Raw genomic sequence first — 20595 nt, forward strand, 5'->3', positions numbered from 1 at the left:
CGGCCCGATCGATGATGGGGTTCGGAGGGCGGAGCCGTGCCCGGGGACATCGAGGACCGTCATTGAGATTTCTCACGGACCGGCCGCTTCACCACTTGACACGGGCCTTCGGGCTGGCGCATGATCAACAATTAACCATGCAGTACATAACTATCCGGTACGTATAACGTCTGACGGCCAGGCTCGATCACCCCCACTCCCCACGCAACGGCGCACCGACAGAGGAGAAGACGTGGCCCTCTCACCCCCCAGACGCACCACGGCGGCAGGTCCGCCCACATCGGCCGAACACCCCGGTCCGACGCCGGCCCAACGCGAGGCGGGCACCGACGTGTCACCGGTGCGAAGGACCTGACATGGACGAAGCCACCCGGCTCGCGCCCCGGCGCGAACCCCGCATCCTCCGCTGGATATCCGCCCTCGAACTCGCCATCGGATGCCTGGCCCTCGCCGTCATCTTCGTACTCGTGCTGGTACAGGCGGCCCAGCGCTACCTCCCGGTCGGCGGCTGGCCCTGGACCGGCGAACTCGCCAGATACAGCCTCGCCTGGCTCACCTTCATCATGCTCGGCTACCTCGCCGGCCAGGGGCAGCACATCGCGGTCGAAGCCATCGACACGCTCAGATGGAAAGGCGTCGTCCGCGCGGTGCGGATCTTCGCGCACGTCGTAGTCGCCGCGATCGCCCTCGGCTTCGCCGCCGCCTGTTTCGATCTGGTCGCCAACGACACCGGGCAGGTCTCGCCCGCGCTGGAGATGCCGATGGTCTGGCTCTACGTCATCCCACTGGTCGGATTCGCCTTCACCGCAATGAAATCGATCGCGCTGATCTTCCTGCCCGAACCCGCCGAACGCGACGAGACACCGACCGAACCGAACGACCCCGAGGTGCCCCGATGACCATGCTGCTCCTGGTGCTGGCCATCGCCGCGCTCCTCATGCTCCGAGTGCCGGTCGCGTTCGCGTTCCTGGGCCCGTGCCTGGCCTATCTGGTGATCGATGGACAGTCCCTGGGGCTCTCCATGCGCACCATCGTCAACGGCGTCTCCAGCTTCCCGCTGCTCGCGGTGCCGCTGTTCGTCCTCGTGGGCACCACGGCGAGCCGCGCCGGCATCGCCGACCGGATCTTCGACCTCGCCCTGGCACTCCTCGGACGCGTCAGAGGCAGCCTCGGCTACGTCAACGTGGGGCTCAGCCTCGGCTTCTCGTGGATCAGCGGCACCGCCGTCGCCGACGCCGCGTACGAGGCGAAGGTCCAGATCCCCGTCATGCTGTCCAAGGGCTACTCCCGGCCGTTCTCGCTCGGCGTCACCGGGGCCTCGTCCCTCATCTCACCGGTCATGCCGCCCAGCATTCCCGCCGTCATCTACGCCGGCATCGCCACCGTCTCCACCGGGGCCCTGTTCGCCGCCTCCGTGGTGCCGGCCCTGCTCATGTCGCTCGGCCTGTGCATCGTCGTCTACATACTCTGCCGCTCCAAGCCCGAACTCGACGGCGAGCCCTTCAACTGGAAGCGGCTCGGCCGGGCCGCGCAGCGGGCGATCGGCGCCATGGCCGCGCCGATCCTCATCCTCGGCGGCATCCTCGGCGGCTTCTTCACCCCGACCGAGGCCGCCGCCGTCGGCGCCGCCTACATGTTCATCCTCGGATTCGCCTACCGCACCCTCAAGGTCAAGGACCTCCCCTCCATCTTCCGCGAGACCGTGGTGACGACCGCCGCGATCCTGATCATCATCGCCTCCGCCTCCCTTGTCGGCTGGATCCTGGCCATCGAGCGGGTACCGCAGCAGGTCGCCGCCGCGATGCTCTCCGTCGCCGACAACCCGACGATGTTCCTGGCGCTCACCGCGCTGCTGATGCTCGTACTCGGCACCGTCCTCGACGCGGTGGCCGCGCTGGTCATCACCGTGCCGATCCTGCTGCCGATCGGACTCCAGATCGGCGTCGACCCGATCGTCCTCGGCGTCGTGCTGATCGTGTCCCTGATGATCGGCCTCCTCACCCCACCCGTCGGCACCGTCCTCTATGTATTGAGCTCGGCGACCGGCGCGAAGATCGGCGAGGTGTTCCGCGGCACGCGCCCGTTCTTCATCCCCCTCGTCGCAGTGGTCGTGATCGTCATCGTCTTCCCCGGGTTGGTGATGTGGCTGCCGAACCTGCTGGGGCTCTGAGGCTCTCCGATCATCCGACAACTCCGCCCGAACCTCCCCAGAAGCAAGGAGTACAGACATGTCCCTTACACCGACGGCGCGCCGTCTCGCCGGAGTCGCGGCCCTGGCGGTCGCCGCGACCGCGTTCGCCGCCTGCGGCGAGGACGGCGCCGACGACGCAGTGACCTTGAGCTTCGCCAATTCCTATCCGACCTCCCACGCGCACAACCGATGCGGCACCGAACTCGTCAAGGAGAAGCTCGAGGCCGCCGACGTCGGCATCGAAGTGGAGATCTTCTCCGACAGCCAGCTCGGCGGCGACGCCGACCGGTTCACCTCCGTGATGGCCGGCGACATCTCCATGGACATCCAGGGCTCCTCCGCCCTGGCCTCCTCCCACGAGCCGATCGGCGTCTTCGACATGGCCTACGCCTTCGACGGCCCCGACCACCTCTTCGAATGGTTCGACGGCGGCGACGCCGACCAGCTGAAGGAGGACTTCGCCGCCGAGACCGGCGCGCACATCCTCGACGTCTGGTACTTCGGCATGCGCCACTTCTCGGCCAACGACCCCATCCGCACGCCCGCAGACCTCCAGGGCCTGCGAATGCGCTTCCCCGACTCGCCCATCTACCTGGCCAACGCCGAGGCGATGGGCGCCGAGGCCACCGCGGTCGCCTTCGAAGAGGTGTACCTGTCACTCCAGCAGGGCGTCGTGGACGGCCAGGAGAACCCCATCGACACCATCCAGTCGATGAGTTTCAACGAGGTCCAGAGCCACGTCAGTCTCACCGGCCACCAGACAGGGTCCCAGATGATCGTCGTCTCCGACGCGGCTTGGCAGTCGCTCTCGTCCGAGCAGCAGGAGGCGCTCACCGAAGCGGTGCACGAGACCCGCGCCGAGAACAGGCAGTGCATCGAGGACGACACCGAGGCGATCCTCGACGAATGGCGGTCGGCCGGCGCCCCCACGATCGTCGAGGACGTCGATCTGGCCGCGTTCCAGGCCGCGACCGAGGCGTACTTCCTGGAGAACCTGGAAGGCGACCAGCTCGAACTGTACGAGAGCATCCGCAGCTCGGCGCCGTAGCCGTACGGGACGGCAGGAGCCCCCGGCCGTCCCGTACGACACCGTGTGCCGGAGCGACCAGAACGCTCGGCGGGCCAGCGCCCGTCGCACCGCGAGGAGGACACTGCCATGCACCAGTTCGACCGGCGCCGGCTCCTATGGGGAACCGCCGCCGCGGTGGGAGCGGCGGCGCTGCCGCAACCGGCGTCCGCCGCACCGCACCGAGACGACCGGCACCCGACTCGGCACGACCTCAGCGACGCCCGCCCGCTCGACGTGCGCCCACCCCCGGAGTTCGACTACACGCGGGCGAACCGACTGCCCGCGGAGATGACCGGCTTCTGGGAGAAGACATTCGACGTCGGCGGCACCGAACGCGCTGCGAAGGTCTACCTCTCGGCGGAGACCCCGATCCGCTCCTATTACACGGTGATCGCGCTCCCCGAGGGCGCGGACGCCGCCGACTTCCTGCACCGGACCGGCTGGAAGGACGTCGCCGACCGCCGGGAGGAGGGACTGGTCCTCCTCGAACCCGGTGAGAACGGATGGGGCGACCGCGGTGGCGAAGCCGAGTACGTCGCCGCCGCGATGGACTTCTACCAGGCGAACGACTACTTCTCGATCTTCGGCCTCCACTATCTGGTGGGCTACGGCGCCGGCGCGCCTCCCCTTGAGGCGTGGGCCGTCGCCCACCCGCTGCGCGTCATCGCGCAGGTCTACCTCGACTCGCCCGGACTGGACGCCGAGTACCTCGACGCCCATGCGGCCCTTGAGTTCGACGGCACCACCGCTCCCGACTACACGGATGTGGTGCTCCCCGAAGACCTCGACCGCATCCGATACGACGAGACGGTCCTGCCCACCTGGTACCTCCATCCCGGGCGGACCTCGCAGGAGAGCCGGTCCTACTGGAACCGGGCGAACGACACCAAGGACCGCGGCGTCTCCGACCGCGACCTCGGCACGGTGTACCGGCAGCGGCGCCGGTCCGACCGCTGGATGACCGCCTACGCCGGGCCGATCAGCATGGTCGCCGTCGACGACCGGCGGGCCCACTACTGGAGCCGGCGCACGACCACGCGGATCGCCGGTTTCCTGACCCGCTACACCCGCTACGAGAACTCCTTCGCTTACGGCAACAGCCTCATCGAACGCGCCGACTACGACCGACTCGATGTCGAGGTCCGGACGATGGAGGTCGAGGGGTTCGTGCGCGAATACCTCGTCCACGTCCCCGAAACGGCCGAGCGTTGGAGCGGCCGCGCGCCGGTCGTGTTCGTCTGGCCGGGGAACACCCAGACCGACAAGGTCTTCTTCGAAGCGGCCCAGTGGTGGAAGGTCGCCGAGCGCGAGGGCTGCATTCTCGTGGTCGTGTGCGAGCAGTACAGCGCCTCGCCGATCTCGGTCAGCCACCGGGACTCTCTGGCCTTCTACCAGCAGTTGCGCGACATGGTGATCGAGGAGTACCCGGCCGATCCGACGCGCCTGTACTCCACGGGCCAGTCCGCGGGCAGCGCGGTCACGCAGAACTTCGCGATGGCCTTCCCGGAGTACTTCGCGGCGGTCGCCTCCACCTCGTTCACCACCGCCCCGGACGACTCGGGCAACGTGACGATCGACGGGACCGCCTATCCCGCCAGCGGGCAGATGATCCCGAACTACCAGGTCTACGGCTACGGGGACCTGCGGTTCATGGCCGGAGACCTCTGGGACGACACCCCGAACCGGCTCGACGACTGGGCGCTGCACCACCTCGGCGTCAACGGGCTGGCGCTGGCCGACGTCGACGAGCGCGACGGCGTGCTCAGCGGACGGCACGACCGGTACCGGACCTGGACCTGGCACGGCGGCCCGCACCCGGTGCTCAAACTGACGCTGAACCGCTTCCGCTCGCACAACAACATCCCCGAAGAGTCGCCGCTGATGTGGGACTTCCTTGAGCACTACAGCCTCGAGACGGCCGCGGACGGCACGGTCTCGCGCTACTACAGCGCGTCGGGATTCCACCGCGACGACAAGGTGCCGCTCGGCGGCTGAACGGAAAACCGCGGCGGCGTCAACGACGCCGCCGCGGCCTGGGGAGGAACGCGTCGGGTATTAAGGGGCGAGTTCCCGGACCGCCTGGTACAGCTCGAGCTTCTCGCCTTCGAGTTCCGCCTGGAAGTACGCCTCGCACTGCGCGATGAACGCGTCCCGGTCGACGTCGTCCACGACCGTGATCTCGTCGCCGTCCGCCCACTGGGCGAGGACCTCCTCTTCAGCGGTCTCCAGGCACTCGCGGACCCCGGTGCTCGCGCCGCTGACCGCCGACTCCAGCGCCTCCTGCTGCTCGGCCGACAGGGACTGCCAGGTCTGCTCGCCGACGATCGCCACGGTGAAACCGGTCTGATGGCCCGACAGGCTCACGTAGTCCTGCACTTCCGGCAGGCTGAGCTCGGCGATGGTCGGGATCGGGTTCTCCTGACCGTCGATGACGCCCTGCTGGAGGGAGAGGTAGACCTCCTCGAACGCGACGGTGGTCGCTGCTGCGCCCATGGCCTCGGCGTTCTGGAGGAACTGCGGGCTGTCGGGGAAGCGCATCCGCAGGCCTTCGAGGTCTTCGGGGCTGCGGATGGGGTCGTTGGCGGTGAAGTGGCGGTCGCCGAAGTACCAGAAGGCGAGGGGCCGGATCTGGACCTGCTCGACCATGTCGTCGCGCAGCGCCTCCCAGGCGGGGCTCTCGGCGAACGCGGCGAGGTGGTCGGCGCCTTCGAACGCGTAGGCCGCATCGAGCGCGCCGATGGGTTCGTACAGCGACGAGATGGCGGAGCTGCCCTGGATGTCGATGCCGATGTCGCCCTCTTGCACCGACCTGACGCGGTCGGGTCCGTCCGGGCCGAGTTGGCTGCTCGGGAAGATCTCCATCGCGATGCCGCTGCCGTTGCCGGCCAGTTCGTCGGCGACCGCCTCCGCCCCGCACTCGTGCTGCGGATGCGTGGTGGCGTAGCTGTGGGCGAACGACAGTTCGACCGAGTCCTCCGAGCCGCCGCCCTCACCGCCGCACGCGGCCAGGGCGAGGGCGCTTGCGGCGGCGACGGCGAGCACGGAGCGCCGGCGGGATGATCTGTTGAGGGGCATGTCTTCCTCCGTATCGTGACCGCCGAGGTTCAGTGGGTGAGGGGTCCGGCGGTCACAGGGTTTGAGTGGTCCTCACCGTCAGCGGCAGAAGCGCTCCGCACCGGCGGTGCTGAGGATGCCGCCGAGTACGTGCTCCTTGAAGTGCTCGGCGCCTTCGGCGGTGCCCTGCCAGGCCGTCGCGTCGTGGCCCAGCGAGGTCACCCAGGAGCGGCCGCCGTCGAAGTAGTGGCACCAGGAGACCGGATGGTCGCCCTCGTGCCCGGGATGGACGCCGCCGCCGACCGGGTCGAGGGTGTCGGTGTCGACCTCGGCCAGGATGCGCACGAGTGGCGAGGGCATCGGTTCGAGGTTGTACCACTCGTCGTGGAACGCCCAGCTCCGCGGCAGGTCGCTTGTGGACGTGTCGCGCCGAGAGACCGTATGCACGTCGCCGTCACGGACGGGGCCGTGGTCGTAGAAGTTGGCGCCGCCGAGCAGGCCCTGGAAGTAGTCCCAGTTGTACTCGGCGCCGAGCGCGTTGTGGATCGCGACGAACCCGCCACCTGAGCGCATGTACTGGCGCAGTGCGGTCTGGGACGCGTCGTCGAGGAAGTCACGGCTGTTGCTCAGGAAGACGAGGGTGTTGTACTCCCTGAGCCGGCTCGGGTTCCCCAATATCGCAAGGTCTTCGGTCCAGTCGACGGCGAATCCGACCTCGGCGCCCCAGGCGACGATGGCCGACTGGGCCGCGTTCGCCTCCGTCAGCGCCGGGTTCAGGCCGGTGCCGAGCTGCGGTCCGAGGTGGGCGTGCCGCGGTCCGCCGGTGCGGCTGACGATCAGTACCCGGGGGACCTCATTCTCCTTGAACGCGGGCGTCCAGTCGTCGTTGTAGCAGGCGGCCGCGTCAAGTCCGATGCAGACTCCGTAGTCGGCGAGCGCATCGGAGTACTGCTCCGGCGGCTCGTTGCCACGGCTCACCGCGGCGCTGGAGGTGAGCGACAGGACCAGCACCGCGATCAGGGCGGTGAACGCTCCGACGCCGAGGCGGGTCCCGACGCGATCCGTCGTGGACGATGTCGCCGACATGGCCGGCTCCTTCCGTGTCAGTAGACCTCGACCTTGCCGGTGGGGCGGGCGCTGTGCGGGTCGTTGAAGAAGTACTCGCCGCGTTCCTCGAACGTGTACTCGAACGACTCCCCGGGTGCGAGGCGCACGTCGAACAGCCCCTCGAAGAACTGGGTCGCCCCGTGCTCGTGCACGTTGTCGCCCGGGTTGAGGAACGTGACCGCGGTGCCGGCGGGGACCCGAAGGTGCGTGGGCGCCATCGCATCGACCTGTGTGGACTCAGTGCCGCCGATCTCGCCGGTCTCCTCGTCGTAGGTGCGGGCGAGCACCACGGTGTACCCGACGGCTGTGCCCTCGACGGGGCCGCCGCTCACCGCGCGCCGGACAACGGGCGGCGGTGGCGTCTCCGCCTCGTCCAGTCGCCCGCCGATCCTGAACGCCCACAGGTGATCCCCGCGCGGGGCGGAGTCGCCGTAGGGGATTCCGGTGCCGCCGGCGTACACCGCGAGATATTCCTCGCCGCCCGCCTCGTACATGATCGGGCTCGCGCTGATCGCGGCCCCGCACTGGAACCGCCACAGCTCGTCGCCGTCCTCGGCGTCGAGGCAGAGCAGGTTCCCGTCCGGCCAGCCGATGAACAGCAGGCCCGACTCGGTGGTGAGGATGCCGTTGCCGTGGGCGAGCGAGTACGGTGTCCGCTTGCGCCACTTGACCTTGTTGGTCCGAGTGTCGACGGCCACGACGCCGCCGGTCATGTACTCGCCCGGCGGGCGGAGCCCGTTGGAGCGCTCGGTCAGCGAGTGGGCCGCGGCCACATAGCCGTAGCCGGTGTAGACCAGGCCGGTCCGGTGCGAATAGGACTGGTGGCTCCAGTCGGCGCCGCCGCCGTGCCCGGGAATGGTCAGGATCGGCTCGTCCCAGTGGGCGCTGAACAGCGGCCCGATCCGGTAGTTGGGCACGGCCCGGTGAGGCTCGCCGGGGACCTCGGTCCCTAGGGGCTGTTCGACGAGTTCGGTCTCGGTCCAGGGGCCCTGCACGGGGTACGGCTGGGTCGGCCAGGACTTCTGGCGTTCGTCTTGGGGGACCGGGCGCTCCTCGACGCCCAGCGGCGCCTCGCCGGTCTCGCGGTCGAGGATGTAGTACATGCCCGTCTTGCTGCCGTAGATCACGACCTTTCGGCGGCGGCCTTTGATGCGCACGTCGGCGAGCACGGGCGCCATCACGTTGTCCATGTCCCAGATGTCGTGGTGGACGCTTTGGAAGTGCCACCGGTAGGCGCCCGTCTCCAGGTCGAGCGCGACGATCGAGTTGGCGAACAGGTTCATGCCCTCGCGCTCCGAACCGTCCTGTGAGGAACGGCTGCCGCGCGCGTTCCCGAAGGTGTAGAAGACCAGGCCGAGTTCGGGATCGACGGCCGGATGGATCCACGGGGCCGCCCCGCCCTCCTCCCACGAGTCGCCCGCCCAGGTGTCGTGGCCGATCTCGCCCGGCCCGGGCGTGCCCCAGAAGTGCCAGAGAACGTCGCCGCCGTCGGCGTCGACGCACAGGGCGGCGGCGCGGTTGCCGAGGGTGCCGAGGAAGAGCCGTCCGCCGTGGTAGACGACGGCGACCCGCCCGACCTCGCCGTACCCGGTGATCTGCCGCTCCCAGTCCACCGCGCCGGTCTCCTGGTCGAGTGCGACGACCCAGCCGCCGTCGGCGTGGGTGTAGACGCGGCCTCCGCCGACGGCCACGCCGCGGCGGGTGAGGCTGCCCCGCGTCTGCTCATAGCGCCACTTGGTCTCGCCGGTGGCGCCGTCGACCGCGATGACGTTCCCGAACGCCGACTCGATGAACAGGACCCCGTCCACCGCCACGGCGGTGCTCTGGTTGGTGCCCTCGTCGATCCCCCCTTCGATGCGGTTGCGCCAAGCGCCGCCGAGGCGTCGCACATTGCCCTTGCCGATCCGCTTGAGCCGCGAGAAGTTCTGGTTCCCCAGATTCCCGCCGACCTTGGGAAAGTCTCGGTCGCCTGGGGTGTCGAAGTGCCTGAGCGCCTTGGCGGGCGGATGCGAGGGCCGACCTGGCACCGATCCGTCGAGTGAGGACATCTCGGCCTGGGCCGCCTCTGGCAGGCCCAATGCCGCGGCGCCCGCGAGGGACACCCCGGTCAGGAACGCGCGGCGGCCGAGCGGAGCCGGGGCGGAATCGGACGTGTCGTCTTCAGTGGACTCGGATGGCGGTGGCGTCATTGCGACCTCCAGGGGGAGAGGAGCGAGCGGGTGGGTTCCGGCCGATCGGCCGATCGGTCAGGTGGTGGGGAGTTCGCCGTGCGGGCCGTACACGAAGACCAGCCAGAGCGGTTCGCGGCCGGTGTTGACGTGCTGGTGCATGACTCCCTTCGGGATGAACATGAAGGTGTTCGTCGCGAACGGAGTGCGTCCGCCGTCCTCCGACACCACTTCGCCGTGCCCGCGGACGATGAAGTCGACCTCTTCGGATTCGGGGTGGTTGTGAAGGGAGCTGGACTCTCCCGGCTCGAAGATGGTGAGACCGCTGACGAGGAACTCGCTGCCGTTGAGGGCCTCGTCGGCGACCTTGAAGACCTTGCGGCGGAAGCCCGCCTGGTCGAGGCCCAGCCAGATCGGCTGGGATGCTGCGAAGGGGTCGATGATCTGGATCATGCTGCTTCCTCCTCGGGGAAGACGCCTTGATAGATGTCGGTGATGTTCCAATGGCCAGGTGTGGGCACCGGCTCGTTCACCATGGGCACGTCCAGGACCGCGGGACGGCGGCGCTCCAGTGCGGCGGCGATCGCCGGAACCAGGTCCCCGGCGCGGGCGATGCGGTAGCCGTCGGCTCCGCATGCCTCGGCGAGCGCGGCGAAGTCGGGGCTGTACGGCTCGCCGTCCGGGTCTTGGAACTCGCACCCGTAGGACGCTCCGAAGTTGGCCGCCTGCAAGTCGGCGATGGTGCCGTGAGCGCGGTTGTTCATCACGACGAAGACCACCGGCAGGCCCCGTTCGACGGCCATGGGAAGCGCCGGCAGCTGGGAGCTCATGCCGCCGTCGCCGACGAGGGCGACCACCGCGCGATCCGGCCGGGCGATCTGGACGCCTACGGCGGCAGCGGGTCCGAACCCCATCGTCGAGGCCCCGCCGGGGGTGATGAAGCGGCCCTCCGCGGGAAGTTCGTAGCAGCGCGCGACGCCGTTCTTGTTCCATCCGACGTCCGTGACCAGAACGGCGTCCGCGGGCAGGGTCTCGCGGAGGTCGGTCAGGATGCGCTCGGGCCGGAGCGGGAAGTCGTCGGCGCGGCCGCGCTCCCGGCTGGCGTCGAACAGCGCCGTGCGTTCCTTTCTGATCGACTCGCGAACGCCGGGGCGCCGGACGGGCTCGGGGGCGATTTCGCGGACCGTCTTGTCGATCGCTTCGACCGCGAGGACGACGTCGGCGACCGCGCCGATCGCCACCGGGAAGTTGCGGCCGATCTCTGCGGAGTCGATGTCGATTTGGATCAGGTCGCCCTCGTGCTCCAGGTTCCAGGTGTAGCGCGGGTCCCATGAGCTCGCGTCGGTCTCGGCGAAGCGCGTGGCCAGGGCCAGGACCACGTCCGCGCTGCGCGTGTAGTCGTTGGTGGACTCCATACCCCAGAACCCCGGCATGCCCAGCAGGAGCGGATGGTCGTCGGGGACCGCCCCTTTCGCCATGAGCGAGTGGACCATCGGCATGTCGAGATACTCCGTCAGCGAGAGCACCGCCCGGCGGCCCGCCTCGCCGCGCAGTCCGCCGCCGAGGTAGACCAGCGGCCGTTCGGCTTCGGTGAGCCGGGCCGCGATCCGCCGAGCCGTCGCCTCCGGCAGCCCGGGGACGGCGGTCTCGGCGGGGAGCGGATGGTCGCAGGGGGCGACCTTGCGGGAGAAGAGGTCCATGGGGACGTTCACCAGAACGGCCCCGGGCCTGCCGGAGGCCGCGGTCCAGAAGGCCCGCTCGGTGAACCGGCCCAGGTCCTCGGCGCGGTGGAGGCGCCACGTCCGCTTGACGAAGGGCGTGAAGACAGCCGCCTGGTCGGCGTCGGCGTGCAGGTTGACCTCTTGGTGGGGGTGGCGGCCGTGATAGTACGACGGCACGTCACCAGCGATCGCGACCAGCGGAACGGAGTCCATCGCGGCGGTCGCGACGCCGGTCACGGCGTTCATCATGCCGGGTCCGACGTGGGTGAGCAGGACCCCCGGTCGCCCTGAGGCGCGGGCGTAACCGTCAGCGGCGTGCGCCGCCGCCTGCTCGTGGCGGGCGATCACGAACTCGATCGGGCTGCGGCCCAACGCGTCCAGCAGTGCGATGTTGGTGTGGCCGCATGTGCCGAAGATGAACTCGACGCCGTAGTCCTCCAACTGGCGCACCAGTGCTTCGGCGGCGCTGACCTTCTCGCCCGAGCTCATGCGCGTTCTCCCCACAGGGAGGTCCCGCGCATCATGAGGGTTTTGATCACCGTGTAGTCCTCAATCATGGATCTCGGGCTCTCCCGCCCGAACCCGGAGTCCTTGACACCGCCGAACGGGACGTGGTCGAGCCTGAAGTTCGAGGAGCCGTTGACCACGAGTCCGCCGACCTCCAGATCGCGCCAGGCGGTGAAGACGCGGTCGACGTCGCGGGTGAACAGGCCCGCCTGGAGCCCGTACCGGCTCCGGTTACACCGCTCGAGGACCTCAGTGAAGTCGTCGAACGGCATGACCGCGACCAGAGCGCCGAAGACCTCTTCGACCACGACCGCCGCGGAGTCGGGCGGTTCGGCCAGGACCGTCGGCATCGCCGTGGCGCCGTCGCGCTCACCCCCGAGCAGCAGCCGGGCTCCGGCTGCGACGGCCTCGGCGCTCCACTGCACCACCCGCTCGGCGGCGTCCTCATCGACCATGGAGCCGACGTCGGTGCCAGGGTCGAGAGGATCCCCTACCGAGAGCGCGGCCACTTCAGCGGTGAACGCGTCCAGGAACTCCCCGAAGCGGGACCGATGCACGTACACCCGCTGCACCGAGATGCAGCTCTGACCCGAGTTGCTGAACCCTGTTCGGGCGCACACCCGGGCTGCCGCCGCCACGTCGGCGTCGTCGCAGACGATGGTAGCCGCGTTCCCGCCCAGTTCCAGGACCAGGCGTTTGGCGCCGGCCGCCCGGGCCACGGCGTCCCCGGTCGCGGCGCTGCCCGTGAAGCTGATGACACCGATCTCCGGAGCGGCGCACAGTTCGGCGCCCACCTGTCCGTCGCCGTGCAGCAGTTGCACGGCCTCGGTCGGCATCCCGGCCTCCAGTAGCAGTGCCACGACCGCGGCAGTGGAGGCGGGAGCCTGCGGCGGCGCTTTGACGACGGTGGTGTTGCCCGCTGCGAACGAGGCGCCTAGCTTGTGCGCCAAGAGGTTCGCCGGAGCGTTGAAAGGAGTGACGGCCAGCGCGACCCCGACCGGAGCGCGGTAGGTGAACGCGGTGTTCCCGACGCCGCGGGCCCATCCGGCGACCGGCAGCGTCTCGCCGCCGATCTGCCGGGCTTCGGCCGCGCATACGGCGAAGGTGTCCGCGACGCGCTCGATCTCGCCGCGTCCGTCCTTGACCGGCTTGCCCAGTTCCAGCGCGAGTATCCGCGCCATGGCGTCCCGGTGCTCCAGGGCCAGTGCCGATGCCCGTTCCAGCACCTGGGCTCTACTGGACGGGGCCGATCGCCTCGTCTCCCCGGCATAGGCGCTGAGGCGCGACCGGACCGCCGTCACATCGGTCGGTCCCGCTACGGGGGAGCGGCTCACGGGCTGTTTCACGAATGGTCCGATCCTGTCGCGGTGCGGACCGTCTTCGAGCCAGCGGCCGCCGACGTAGTGGGGCGCCGGAATGACCCTGGCCTCGGATTCGGCGGCGAGCATCGCTGTCAGCATATTCTGCCTCTCGACCGTCTAGCGGTTTTATCGAACCGTACTGCGGACTAGAATCAGATTAGGGCTCACGTTCGGTCTTGGCAAGACTCTGCATCGATCGGTCTCGATAAATACCGACTGGCAGTCCTACTGGACCGCTCTGCGGACTCGGTGTACAGTTCCGATTGTCATCCGCCGCTCGCGGCCACCCGCTTTCGCGGGGTCCGCCGTGGACCGAAGACCGATCGCAGACCGGAGCGTGCCCATGTCCGCCAATTCGTCGGAAGCCGACGCCCCGTCCGACGTCCAGGGTGTCCGCAGCGTCGAGCGCGCCGTCGAGATCATGTCGCTGCTGACCGAGGAGAAGCCGGTCGTCTCCATCAGGGACATCGTCGAGGCCACCGGGCTCGCGAAGACCACGGTGATCCGCCTGGTCCAGACCCTGGAACGGAACGGCCTCCTGTGGTCGGCTCCCAACGGCTACCTCCCCGGCCCCGGGTTGTGGCGCTGGGCGCATCTGGCGCGCAGCAGCTGGGAGCTGCCGCCCGAGACGCGCCAGCACATGCGGGAGCTGGGCGCGCGTCGGCGCGAGACCGTGAACCTCTACATGGTCCGCGACGTCTACCGGGTCTGCGTGGCCCAGCAGGAGAGTCCGCAGCCGCTGCGCCACGTCGTACACGTCGGGGACGAGCTGCCGCTGTGGGCCGGCGCGGCGTCGAAGGTCCTCCTGCGCGACGCGCCCGAAGCGCTCCTGCGGCGGATCGCGATCAGTTCCCCCTATGGGGAAGGGCACGTCGGGAAGCTCCGGCAATGGATCGGCGAAGCCGAGCACCGGGGTTGGGCGGCAAGCCACGGCGAACGCGAAGCGGGCCTCTCGGCGGTCGCCGTTCCCGTCTTCGGCCGGACCGGTGGCGTGGTGGCCGCGCTCTCCCTGAGCGGTCCGAGCGTCCGCTTCCCCGACGACGTGGTGGAGCGGTTCGCCGCGGACCTGCGCCACGTCGCCAAGGAGATCTCCGAGCGGGGCTTCGAGCACCCGCTCGTCCCCGTTCGATGAAGCGGGCGCCCGCCGCCCCGCGGAAGGAGTGACCGGATGTCCGAGGGACCGCTCAGCGGTGTACGGGTGCTGGACCTGACCAACGTTCTGGCCGGACCCTATTGCAGCTACCAGTTGATGCTCCTGGGCGCGGAGGTCGTCAAGGTGGAGGTGCCCGGGCAGGGTGATCTGGCCCGACAGCTCGGTCCGGACCCCGACCTGAACCGCCGGGGCCTCGGTGCTTCCTTCCTCGCCCAGAATGCGGGTAAGCGGTCCGTCGAGATCAACCTCAAGGACGACGCTGGCCGCGACCGCTTCGAGGGCCTCGTCGCCGACGCCGATGTGCTGCTCGAGAACTTCCGTGCCGGCGTGATGGATCGCCTCGGCTACGGCTGGGAACGCCTGCGGGAGACCAATCCCCGCCTCGTCTACTGCGCCATCTCCGGCTTCGGGCAGACCGGCCCCATGAGCGGGGCTCCCGCATACGACCAGATCATCCAGGGTCTCTCCGGCATGATGAGCGTCACCGGGACCGCGGAGACCGCTCCGCTTCGCGTGGGTTTCCCCGTCTGCGACACCATCGGAGGCCTCGTCGCCGCCTTGCACATCGCCGCGGCCGTGGCCGGGCGCTCCCGCACGGGCGAGGGGACCTTCCTCGATGTGTCCATGCTGGAGTCGGCGGTGTCGGCGATGGGCTGGGCCGTCTCGAACTACCTGGTGTGCGGGGTCGAACCGCGGCCCATGGGCACGCAGAACGCCACGTCCGCCCCGTCGGGCACCTTTAACGCGGCCGACGGCCACCTCAACATCGCCGCGAACCGGCAGCAGCAGTTCGAGGCGCTCTGCGCGGTCGTGGGACGCCTCGATCTCCTCACCGACCCGCGCTTCACCGACCGAGAGCAGCGCAAGGCCCACCGGGACGAACTCAACCGCGAACTCGACCGTGCCCTCGGTGCCAAGAGCGCGGGAGAGTGGGAGGACCTGCTCAACGCCGCCGGCGTGCCCGCCGCCCGCATCACGACCGTCCCCCAGATGGTCGGACTCGACCAGCTGCGCCACCGCGGCTTCTTCACCGACCTCCCCTTCCCCGACGGCTCCGACCGGACGTTGCGGGTGACCGGCACGGGGGTCCTGCACGACGGCGAGCCGCTGCGTCCGGCGACTCCGCCCCCGCTGCTGGGAGAACAGAACCACGAGCACTGGAACGCCGCACTCGTCCGCGATGCGCGACCGGAGGCCACATGAACGACATCGACCCCACCGGGGCCGTCGCCGACTGGTGGGCCACCGGCATCTCTCGCATCGAACCTGACGTCATCGAACTGCGCGGCCATCCGATCCAGGAATTGATCGGCACCGTCAACTTCCCCTCGATGATCTGGCTGATGGTCCGCGGTGACCTCCCCTCTCCGGCGCAGTCGACGCTGTTGGAGGCGGCCCTCGTCGCGGCGGTCGACCACGGTCCGCAGGCGCCCTCGATCGCCGTCGCCCGCATTGCCGCCACATGCGGCATCGACCTCAACAATGCCGTCGCCAGCGCGGTCAACACACTCGGTGACGTCCACGGCGGAGCCGGGGAGCAGTGCGTCGAACTCCTCGACGACATCCTCGAACGTGAAGGCAGTGGCTTGTCGCTGCCCGACGCCGTCGACGCGGCGATCGCCGCCGGGCCGAGCTACCTGCCCGGATTCGGCCACCGTTTCCACGAGCGCGACCCGCGCAGGGACCCGCTGATATCCCTTGTCGAACGAGCGGTTCGCGAAGGCACCGTACCGGGCCGCCACCTTCGCGCGGCCCTGGCATTGGAAGCGGCGCTCGCAGGGTATCGAACGAAGCCGGTTCCAATGAACGTCGACGGCGCGACGGCAGTGGTCTATGCCGAACTCGGCTTCGCCGCGCCGCTCGCAAGAGGACTGTTCGTGCTCAGCCGCAGCGTCGGCATCCTCGCCCACACATGGGAGGAAGTCCAGGGCGGCCAGCGGAACAAGGGCCCCCTGCCGCGAGAGATCCTACCCACGTTTCTGAACCGGGTCGTGTGAGTAGACGTGACACCTGTTCGTGCCACGCCTTTGATGTCTATTTCGCCCTGATAGTAGAGCTATAACCCCGTTTGAGTAGCCCGGGTGGGATTCGAACCCACACTGTACGGAAGCAGATAGTGCGTCTGAACTGCGAAAATATTGTATCTTGCAGTATGCATCCACCAGGGAGCCATGGCGTTCTTTGAGGCTTTGAAGGCGGAACTTAAAAACTGGTTTCAAGTTCTGCGACGATCGGATTGGTTGTCTGACTGAGGGTTTCGGATCGGTTCGTTGAACGGACTTGACGAAACCCTGGGAGATTGACGATGAACTATGGGTCCGTATCGAGGCGTTGTTCCCGGTCCGCCGGTTTGGGAAGCGCGGCTCGATTTCCCCTGACAGCCGAAGATGCTTGCAGGGTGTCCTGTTCGTGCTCTACACCGGTGTCACCTGGAAGCATCTGCCGCCCGAACTCGGGTTCGTCACAGCCTCGCGTCGGGACTGACCTCAATCGCTCAATCCGCGGGACAGGCACTGAGGTATTTGCCCTAAAAGCGACGCGACCTTGCCCAGATGACGAAGAGGCCAGCGAGCGCGCCACCTGCGATGAGGAGTCCGAGAGCGAGCGCTTCGATGTTCCAACCGTGCTGCTCCGTGTGCGGAGTTGCGACTTCTTCGCAACGCACCTCGGTCGCGCCGCCCTGCTGGATGCCTTCCTCCGAGTGAACGATGTACTCAGTCCTGCAGATATCGGTTGCGAGCACCTCCTGGCCCTCCCACGTCCACGTGGTGGTCTCATGCGGGAACGCGCTATGCGTCTGTATCAGGCCGAGCCCGAGGACTATCAGGAGTCCGATCACTACCCTGCGAGTCATCATCGAGACCTCCGATCTCATTGCACATGGTCTAGTCGAAGGATATGAACGAGCCGGGGGACCGGTCCCGACCGACCACCCGGCTCTCCTCGACCGACCCCTCGCGGCCTTCCCCGGCGGGCGTGATCCGACATCACGTCATCGGTCACATACAAGCGCCACCCATGCTCTGCAGCGAATCGGCAGCTGCGAGCTTGACGAACCCCTGGTGCATGGACTGGCATCGGTCCCAACGGACGGCGAGGCGCTTGCACTGGTGGAGGTGGGCGATGGCCTGCTCGACCACCCAGCGGATCTTGCCGAGTCCGATGATCTTCTTACGGCCGCGCTGCGGGATGATCGGCTCGATCCGCCTGTGCTGCAGCCAGTCGCGGAAGGCTCGCGAGTTGTAGCCGCCGTCGGCCAGGATCACCCCGGGTCTGCGTCGTGGGCGTCCGACCCGGCCCGCAACGAGTGGGATAGCTTCGACCAGGTCCTGGGCGGCCTTGATGTCGGGCATGTGTTCCCTGCGGTGGTGATGATCGCGAGCGGGAGGCCCTTGCTGTCGCAGGCGATGTGGCGTTTGGATCCGGGACGGCCGCGGTCTACCGGCGAGAGCCCTGTTCCTTCCCTCCTTTTTTGGCCCTGACATGCGATCCGTCGAGACAGGCGGCGGACCAGTCGATCTCACCAAGGGCGTGCAAATCGGACAGCAGGAGCCGGTGGAGGCCGTCCCAGACGCCTGCCTCGCACCGGCGGCGGAACCGTCGCCAACAGGTGATGCCAGAGCCGAATCCGAGCTCGGCCGACAGATGCTTCCAGTTGATCCCGGTGTAGAGCACGAGCAGGATGCCCTGCAAGCACTTCCGGTCATCGAGCGGAACCGGGCCGCGCTTTCCAGGCCGGTGGATCGGCAGCAGCGACTCGGTCAGAGCCCACAAACGGTCGTCGGTCTCTCAAGGTTTCGCCACACCCGTTCAACGAGGAAACCCGAAACCTCACACCGCACAACCAGTCTGATCACCCAGCAACTAGAAACCAGTTCTTGGTGCCGTCGACTAGCACTTCGAGGGCCCCTGTCGCGGAGAAGACGCCATGCCTGCGGACATGCTCGGGGAGTGCTGTCTTGAGGTCAGTCAGCTCACTCACTTGCGAGCGGGCGTCATCCCCGTCGGGAACGAGGTGTAGTTCGACGGATTCATGCCCGCCTTGGTTCGGCAGTCGGTTGTCCAGCTCGTTGCGCCAGTGCACCTCCGGTGGGAAGGGCAGTCTGCGCCAGATGAGTCGCTCAGCCGGAGCAGTCGGTTCATTGCCCGTGGCACCGGGTATGAGGCAGACAGGGCCCGGGAACATGGGAGGCGTGGTCGGCCTGGCACGGTACGCCGATACTCCGGCGAGGAGCTTTTGCGTTGCGTCCGCGCTTTCCAAGCCTTGGATTCGTATCTGCACGATGGGGCCGAGCGGGCCCTCTGGTTCGCACTGCCGGACCATAACTGGGACAAGCCGTTTGGTTTCCCCCTTCGCATCCTCAGCGAACATCGCAGCCCACTCCGGCTGCGGGAAACCTGCTGCCAGGTAGTCGGGGGAGAGCACTGCGATCAGCCGGTCCGACGACTGCAATGCCTTTTGTATCTCGAGCATGAAGTTGCTACCCGGGCGAAAGTCCCATGACTGCTCTGTACTCGCGCAACGGTCCCTCTGCGACTGTTTCGCAGACGGATTCAGGTTCGCACCGTCGCATAGGAGCCGTGCTTCATTCTGCTCGAGAGCATGCCGGGACCAGCGCTTAAGCAGGCGGACTTGTGGGCCATTCCTTTGGGACTTTCGCCTCTGATCGTCGAATCCTCTGCCGACGAGACTGAGATCAGAGCGAAAGAGGAGGTCGAGATGTCCGAACAAACATGGAACGCCGGCAAGGTCGTCGTGGGCGTCGACGGGTCGAAGCCGTCGCGTCGAGCCCTGGAGTGGGCGTTGCGGTACGCCGAGGCGACCGGAGCATCGGTGACCGCGGTGCAAGCGTGGCGGATGCCGTTCGACTCTGGATCCGGCGCGATGGTGGTGACCGCGACGCAGTACGCCGCCCGCGCGAGACGCGAGCTGAACACGACCGTGGACGAGATCGCGGCCGAGCGGCCGCGGGTGCGAGTGGAGCGCCATGTCGCCGAAGGACACCCCGCGCCCGCGCTCATCGACCAGTCCAAGGACGCCGAGCTTCTCGTGGTCGGCAGCCGCGGGCACGGCGGGTTCGTCGGAGCGATCATCGGCTCGGTGAGCCAGTACTGCGTCCACCACGCACCCTGCCCGGTACTGATCATCCGCAACGCGGAATGACCAGTGCTTCACCCCGGGGCGGCATCGGCCGCCCCGCTTTCGTGTCTTCTGGAATGGAGTTACATCATGCGAGTGGCCGTGTTCAGCACCAAGCCCTACGACGAGGCGTCCCTGCAAAAGGCGAACGGAGGCGCGCACGAGCTGGTGCTCTTGGAGCCGCGCCTGAACCACGACACCGCAGCACTAGCCGAGGGCTGCGAAGCGGTGTGCGCGTTCGTCAACGACGATTTGGGCGCCGCGACGCTCGCGGCGCTGGCCTCTCGCGGGGTCCGGTTCGTCGCACTCCGCTCGGCCGGGTTCAACCACGTCGATCTGCGCGTGGCGGCTGAATTGGGGATCGCGGTGGCGCGCGTCCCCGATTATTCGCCGTACGCGGTCGCCGAGCACTGCGCGGCGCTGGTCTTGGCGCTGAACCGGAAGACGCACCGGGCCTACAACAGGGTGCGGGAGCACAACTTCTCCTTGAGCGGGCTGCTCGGATTCGACCTGCACGGGCGGACCGTCGGTGTGGTCGGGACCGGAAAGATCGGGCAGTGCTTCGTCCGGATCATGGCCGGGTTCGGCTGCCGCGTCCTCGCCTACGATCCGTATCCGAGCGAGGCCGCCGTCGCGGCCGGCGCAGTGTACGTGTCGATAGAGGAGCTCCTCGCGGCCTCGGACATCGTCTCGCTGCACTGCCCGCTCACACCGGAGACGCACCACCTGATCGACTGCGAGCGCATCGCTCTGATGCGGCCGGGCGTGATGCTGGTGAACACCAGCCGCGGGGCGCTGGTGGAGACGGCCGCGGTGATCGAGGGGCTCAAGTCGGGTCGGATCGGATACCTGGGTCTGGACGTATACGAGGAGGAGGCCGAGCTGTTCTTCGAAGACCTGTCGGACCAGCTGATCGGGGACGACCTGTTCGACCGGCTCAGCGCGTTCCCGAACGTGCTCATCACCGGCCATCAGGCGTTCTTCACCGCCGAGGCCATCGAGGCGATCGCGGCGACGACGATCGGGAACCTGGCTGCCTTCGCCGCCGGCGGCGAGGGACTCCATCCTGTGTCGGTCGAAGCGAACTGAGCACGGCGAAGGGGCGGACCCGTTTTCGGTCCGCC

Annotated in this window: 17 protein-coding genes and 2 pseudogenes; 10 read left to right on the forward strand and 9 right to left on the reverse strand. The window is 68.2% G+C overall.

Annotated elements, in window-relative coordinates; translation table 11 throughout:
* Positions 1–356: 356 nt before the first annotated feature.
* From BLQ63_RS13890 to BLQ63_RS13905, 4 genes are all read left to right on the forward strand, one after another.
* Positions 357–899: a TRAP transporter small permease gene (locus BLQ63_RS13890; protein WP_091035610.1), complete on the forward strand. Its 543-nt coding sequence runs from the start codon at positions 357–359 to the stop codon at positions 897–899.
* Positions 896–2170, forward strand: a complete 1275-nt coding sequence (locus tag BLQ63_RS13895; protein ID WP_091035615.1) for a TRAP transporter large permease — start codon at positions 896–898, stop codon at positions 2168–2170. The genes BLQ63_RS13890 and BLQ63_RS13895 overlap by 4 nt, the downstream gene beginning before the upstream one ends.
* 58 nt (positions 2171–2228) lie before the next feature.
* On the forward strand, positions 2229–3239 hold the full coding sequence (locus BLQ63_RS13900) for a DctP family TRAP transporter solute-binding subunit (RefSeq protein WP_091035618.1): 1011 nt from the start codon (positions 2229–2231) through the stop codon (positions 3237–3239).
* A 108-nt stretch (positions 3240–3347) separates the two neighbouring features.
* A complete protein-coding gene (locus BLQ63_RS13905; protein ID WP_091035623.1) occupies positions 3348–5255 on the forward strand; it encodes an alpha/beta hydrolase family protein in 1908 nt (635 codons plus the stop codon).
* Positions 5256–5315: 60 nt separating this feature from the next.
* On the opposite strand, the gene dctP is transcribed toward BLQ63_RS13905, so the two are convergent.
* The 6 genes from dctP to BLQ63_RS13935 all read right to left on the reverse strand — a co-directional run bounded on the left by dctP (position 5316) and on the right by BLQ63_RS13935 (position 13265).
* The gene (gene dctP / locus BLQ63_RS13910; protein ID WP_091035627.1) at positions 5316–6335 is read right to left on the reverse strand and encodes a TRAP transporter substrate-binding protein DctP; all 1020 of its coding nucleotides are present in this window, start codon (positions 6333–6335) and stop codon (positions 5316–5318) included.
* Between the two features lie 78 nt (positions 6336–6413).
* Complete coding sequence (locus BLQ63_RS13915; RefSeq protein WP_091035632.1) at positions 6414–7400, reverse strand: ThuA domain-containing protein; 987 nt, start codon at positions 7398–7400, stop codon at positions 6414–6416.
* Between the two features lie 17 nt (positions 7401–7417).
* Positions 7418–9610 carry an outer membrane protein assembly factor BamB family protein gene (locus tag BLQ63_RS13920; RefSeq protein WP_091035637.1) on the reverse strand — a complete coding sequence of 731 codons (2193 nt, stop codon included), beginning with the start codon at positions 9608–9610 and terminating at the stop codon, positions 7418–7420.
* A 57-nt stretch (positions 9611–9667) separates the two neighbouring features.
* The gene (locus BLQ63_RS13925) at positions 9668–10042 is read right to left on the reverse strand and encodes a cupin domain-containing protein (RefSeq protein ID WP_091035640.1); all 375 of its coding nucleotides are present in this window, start codon (positions 10040–10042) and stop codon (positions 9668–9670) included.
* The gene (locus BLQ63_RS13930) at positions 10039–11799 is read right to left on the reverse strand and encodes a thiamine pyrophosphate-binding protein (RefSeq protein WP_091035644.1); all 1761 of its coding nucleotides are present in this window, start codon (positions 11797–11799) and stop codon (positions 10039–10041) included. The genes BLQ63_RS13925 and BLQ63_RS13930 overlap by 4 nt, the downstream gene beginning before the upstream one ends.
* The gene (locus tag BLQ63_RS13935; protein ID WP_177154935.1) at positions 11796–13265 is read right to left on the reverse strand and encodes an aldehyde dehydrogenase family protein; all 1470 of its coding nucleotides are present in this window, start codon (positions 13263–13265) and stop codon (positions 11796–11798) included. Before BLQ63_RS13935 ends, BLQ63_RS13930 begins: the two co-directional genes overlap by 4 nt.
* A 256-nt stretch (positions 13266–13521) precedes the next feature.
* On the opposite strand from BLQ63_RS13935, the gene BLQ63_RS13940 reads away from it, so the two are divergent.
* From BLQ63_RS13940 to BLQ63_RS29835, 4 genes and pseudogenes are all read left to right on the forward strand, one after another.
* A complete protein-coding gene (locus BLQ63_RS13940; RefSeq protein WP_091035653.1) occupies positions 13522–14310 on the forward strand; it encodes an IclR family transcriptional regulator in 789 nt (262 codons plus the stop codon).
* 36 nt (positions 14311–14346) lie between these two features.
* The gene (locus tag BLQ63_RS13945; RefSeq protein ID WP_091035660.1) at positions 14347–15534 is read left to right on the forward strand and encodes a CaiB/BaiF CoA transferase family protein; all 1188 of its coding nucleotides are present in this window, start codon (positions 14347–14349) and stop codon (positions 15532–15534) included.
* Positions 15531–16328: a citryl-CoA lyase gene (locus BLQ63_RS13950; protein ID WP_091035664.1), complete on the forward strand. Its 798-nt coding sequence runs from the start codon at positions 15531–15533 to the stop codon at positions 16326–16328. Before BLQ63_RS13945 ends, BLQ63_RS13950 begins: the two co-directional genes overlap by 4 nt.
* Before the next feature lie 283 nt (positions 16329–16611).
* A pseudogene (locus BLQ63_RS29835) lies at positions 16612–16791 on the forward strand (transposase); the annotation flags it as partial.
* A 67-nt stretch (positions 16792–16858) separates the two neighbouring features.
* On the opposite strand, the gene BLQ63_RS13960 reads toward BLQ63_RS29835, so the two are convergent.
* The 3 genes and pseudogenes from BLQ63_RS13960 to BLQ63_RS13970 form a co-directional block, all read right to left on the reverse strand.
* Positions 16859–17206, reverse strand: coding sequence for a hypothetical protein (locus BLQ63_RS13960; protein ID WP_143014893.1), 348 nt, complete (start codon positions 17204–17206; stop codon positions 16859–16861).
* Between the two features lie 124 nt (positions 17207–17330).
* Positions 17331–18105, reverse strand: a pseudogene (locus BLQ63_RS29840) (IS5 family transposase).
* A 79-nt stretch (positions 18106–18184) separates the two neighbouring features.
* Positions 18185–19063 carry a toll/interleukin-1 receptor domain-containing protein gene (locus tag BLQ63_RS13970; protein WP_091035677.1) on the reverse strand — a complete coding sequence of 293 codons (879 nt, stop codon included), beginning with the start codon at positions 19061–19063 and terminating at the stop codon, positions 18185–18187.
* On the opposite strand from BLQ63_RS13970, the gene BLQ63_RS13975 reads away from it, so the two are divergent.
* Positions 19052–19495: a universal stress protein gene (locus tag BLQ63_RS13975; RefSeq protein ID WP_091035680.1), complete on the forward strand. Its 444-nt coding sequence runs from the start codon at positions 19052–19054 to the stop codon at positions 19493–19495. The two genes, BLQ63_RS13970 and BLQ63_RS13975, sit on opposite strands and share 12 nt — an antisense overlap.
* Positions 19496–19561: 66 nt before the next feature.
* Positions 19562–20560: a 2-hydroxyacid dehydrogenase gene (locus BLQ63_RS13980; protein WP_091035685.1), complete on the forward strand. Its 999-nt coding sequence runs from the start codon at positions 19562–19564 to the stop codon at positions 20558–20560.
* Positions 20561–20595: the final 35 nt, after the last annotated feature.

Source organism: Glycomyces harbinensis (assembly GCF_900101745.1).
In the GTDB taxonomy this organism is placed as follows: domain Bacteria; phylum Actinomycetota; class Actinomycetes; order Mycobacteriales; family Micromonosporaceae; genus Glycomyces; species Glycomyces harbinensis.

Excerpts from the sequence above, each read along its gene's own strand:
- BLQ63_RS13945 (WP_091035660.1), top strand. The coding sequence starts at position 14,347 with ATGTCCGAGGGACCGCTCAGCGGTGTACGGGTGCTGGACCTGACCAAC.
- BLQ63_RS13890 (WP_091035610.1), top strand. The coding sequence starts at position 357 with ATGGACGAAGCCACCCGGCTCGCGCCCCGGCGCGAACCCCGCATCCTC.
- BLQ63_RS13915 (WP_091035632.1), bottom strand. The coding sequence starts at position 7,400 with ATGTCGGCGACATCGTCCACGACGGATCGCGTCGGGACCCGCCTCGGC.
- BLQ63_RS13895 (WP_091035615.1), top strand. The coding sequence starts at position 896 with ATGACCATGCTGCTCCTGGTGCTGGCCATCGCCGCGCTCCTCATGCTC.
- BLQ63_RS13950 (WP_091035664.1), top strand. The coding sequence starts at position 15,531 with ATGAACGACATCGACCCCACCGGGGCCGTCGCCGACTGGTGGGCCACC.
- BLQ63_RS13960 (WP_143014893.1), bottom strand. The coding sequence starts at position 17,206 with ATGAGATCGGAGGTCTCGATGATGACTCGCAGGGTAGTGATCGGACTC.
- BLQ63_RS13935 (WP_177154935.1), bottom strand. The coding sequence starts at position 13,265 with ATGCTCGCCGCCGAATCCGAGGCCAGGGTCATTCCGGCGCCCCACTAC.
- BLQ63_RS13920 (WP_091035637.1), bottom strand. The coding sequence starts at position 9,610 with ATGACGCCACCGCCATCCGAGTCCACTGAAGACGACACGTCCGATTCC.
- BLQ63_RS13980 (WP_091035685.1), top strand. The coding sequence starts at position 19,562 with ATGCGAGTGGCCGTGTTCAGCACCAAGCCCTACGACGAGGCGTCCCTG.
- dctP (WP_091035627.1), bottom strand. The coding sequence starts at position 6,335 with ATGCCCCTCAACAGATCATCCCGCCGGCGCTCCGTGCTCGCCGTCGCC.
- BLQ63_RS13925 (WP_091035640.1), bottom strand. The coding sequence starts at position 10,042 with ATGATCCAGATCATCGACCCCTTCGCAGCATCCCAGCCGATCTGGCTG.
- BLQ63_RS13900 (WP_091035618.1), top strand. The coding sequence starts at position 2,229 with ATGTCCCTTACACCGACGGCGCGCCGTCTCGCCGGAGTCGCGGCCCTG.
- BLQ63_RS13905 (WP_091035623.1), top strand. The coding sequence starts at position 3,348 with ATGCACCAGTTCGACCGGCGCCGGCTCCTATGGGGAACCGCCGCCGCG.
- BLQ63_RS13940 (WP_091035653.1), top strand. The coding sequence starts at position 13,522 with ATGTCCGCCAATTCGTCGGAAGCCGACGCCCCGTCCGACGTCCAGGGT.
- BLQ63_RS13975 (WP_091035680.1), top strand. The coding sequence starts at position 19,052 with ATGTCCGAACAAACATGGAACGCCGGCAAGGTCGTCGTGGGCGTCGAC.
- BLQ63_RS13930 (WP_091035644.1), bottom strand. The coding sequence starts at position 11,799 with ATGAGCTCGGGCGAGAAGGTCAGCGCCGCCGAAGCACTGGTGCGCCAG.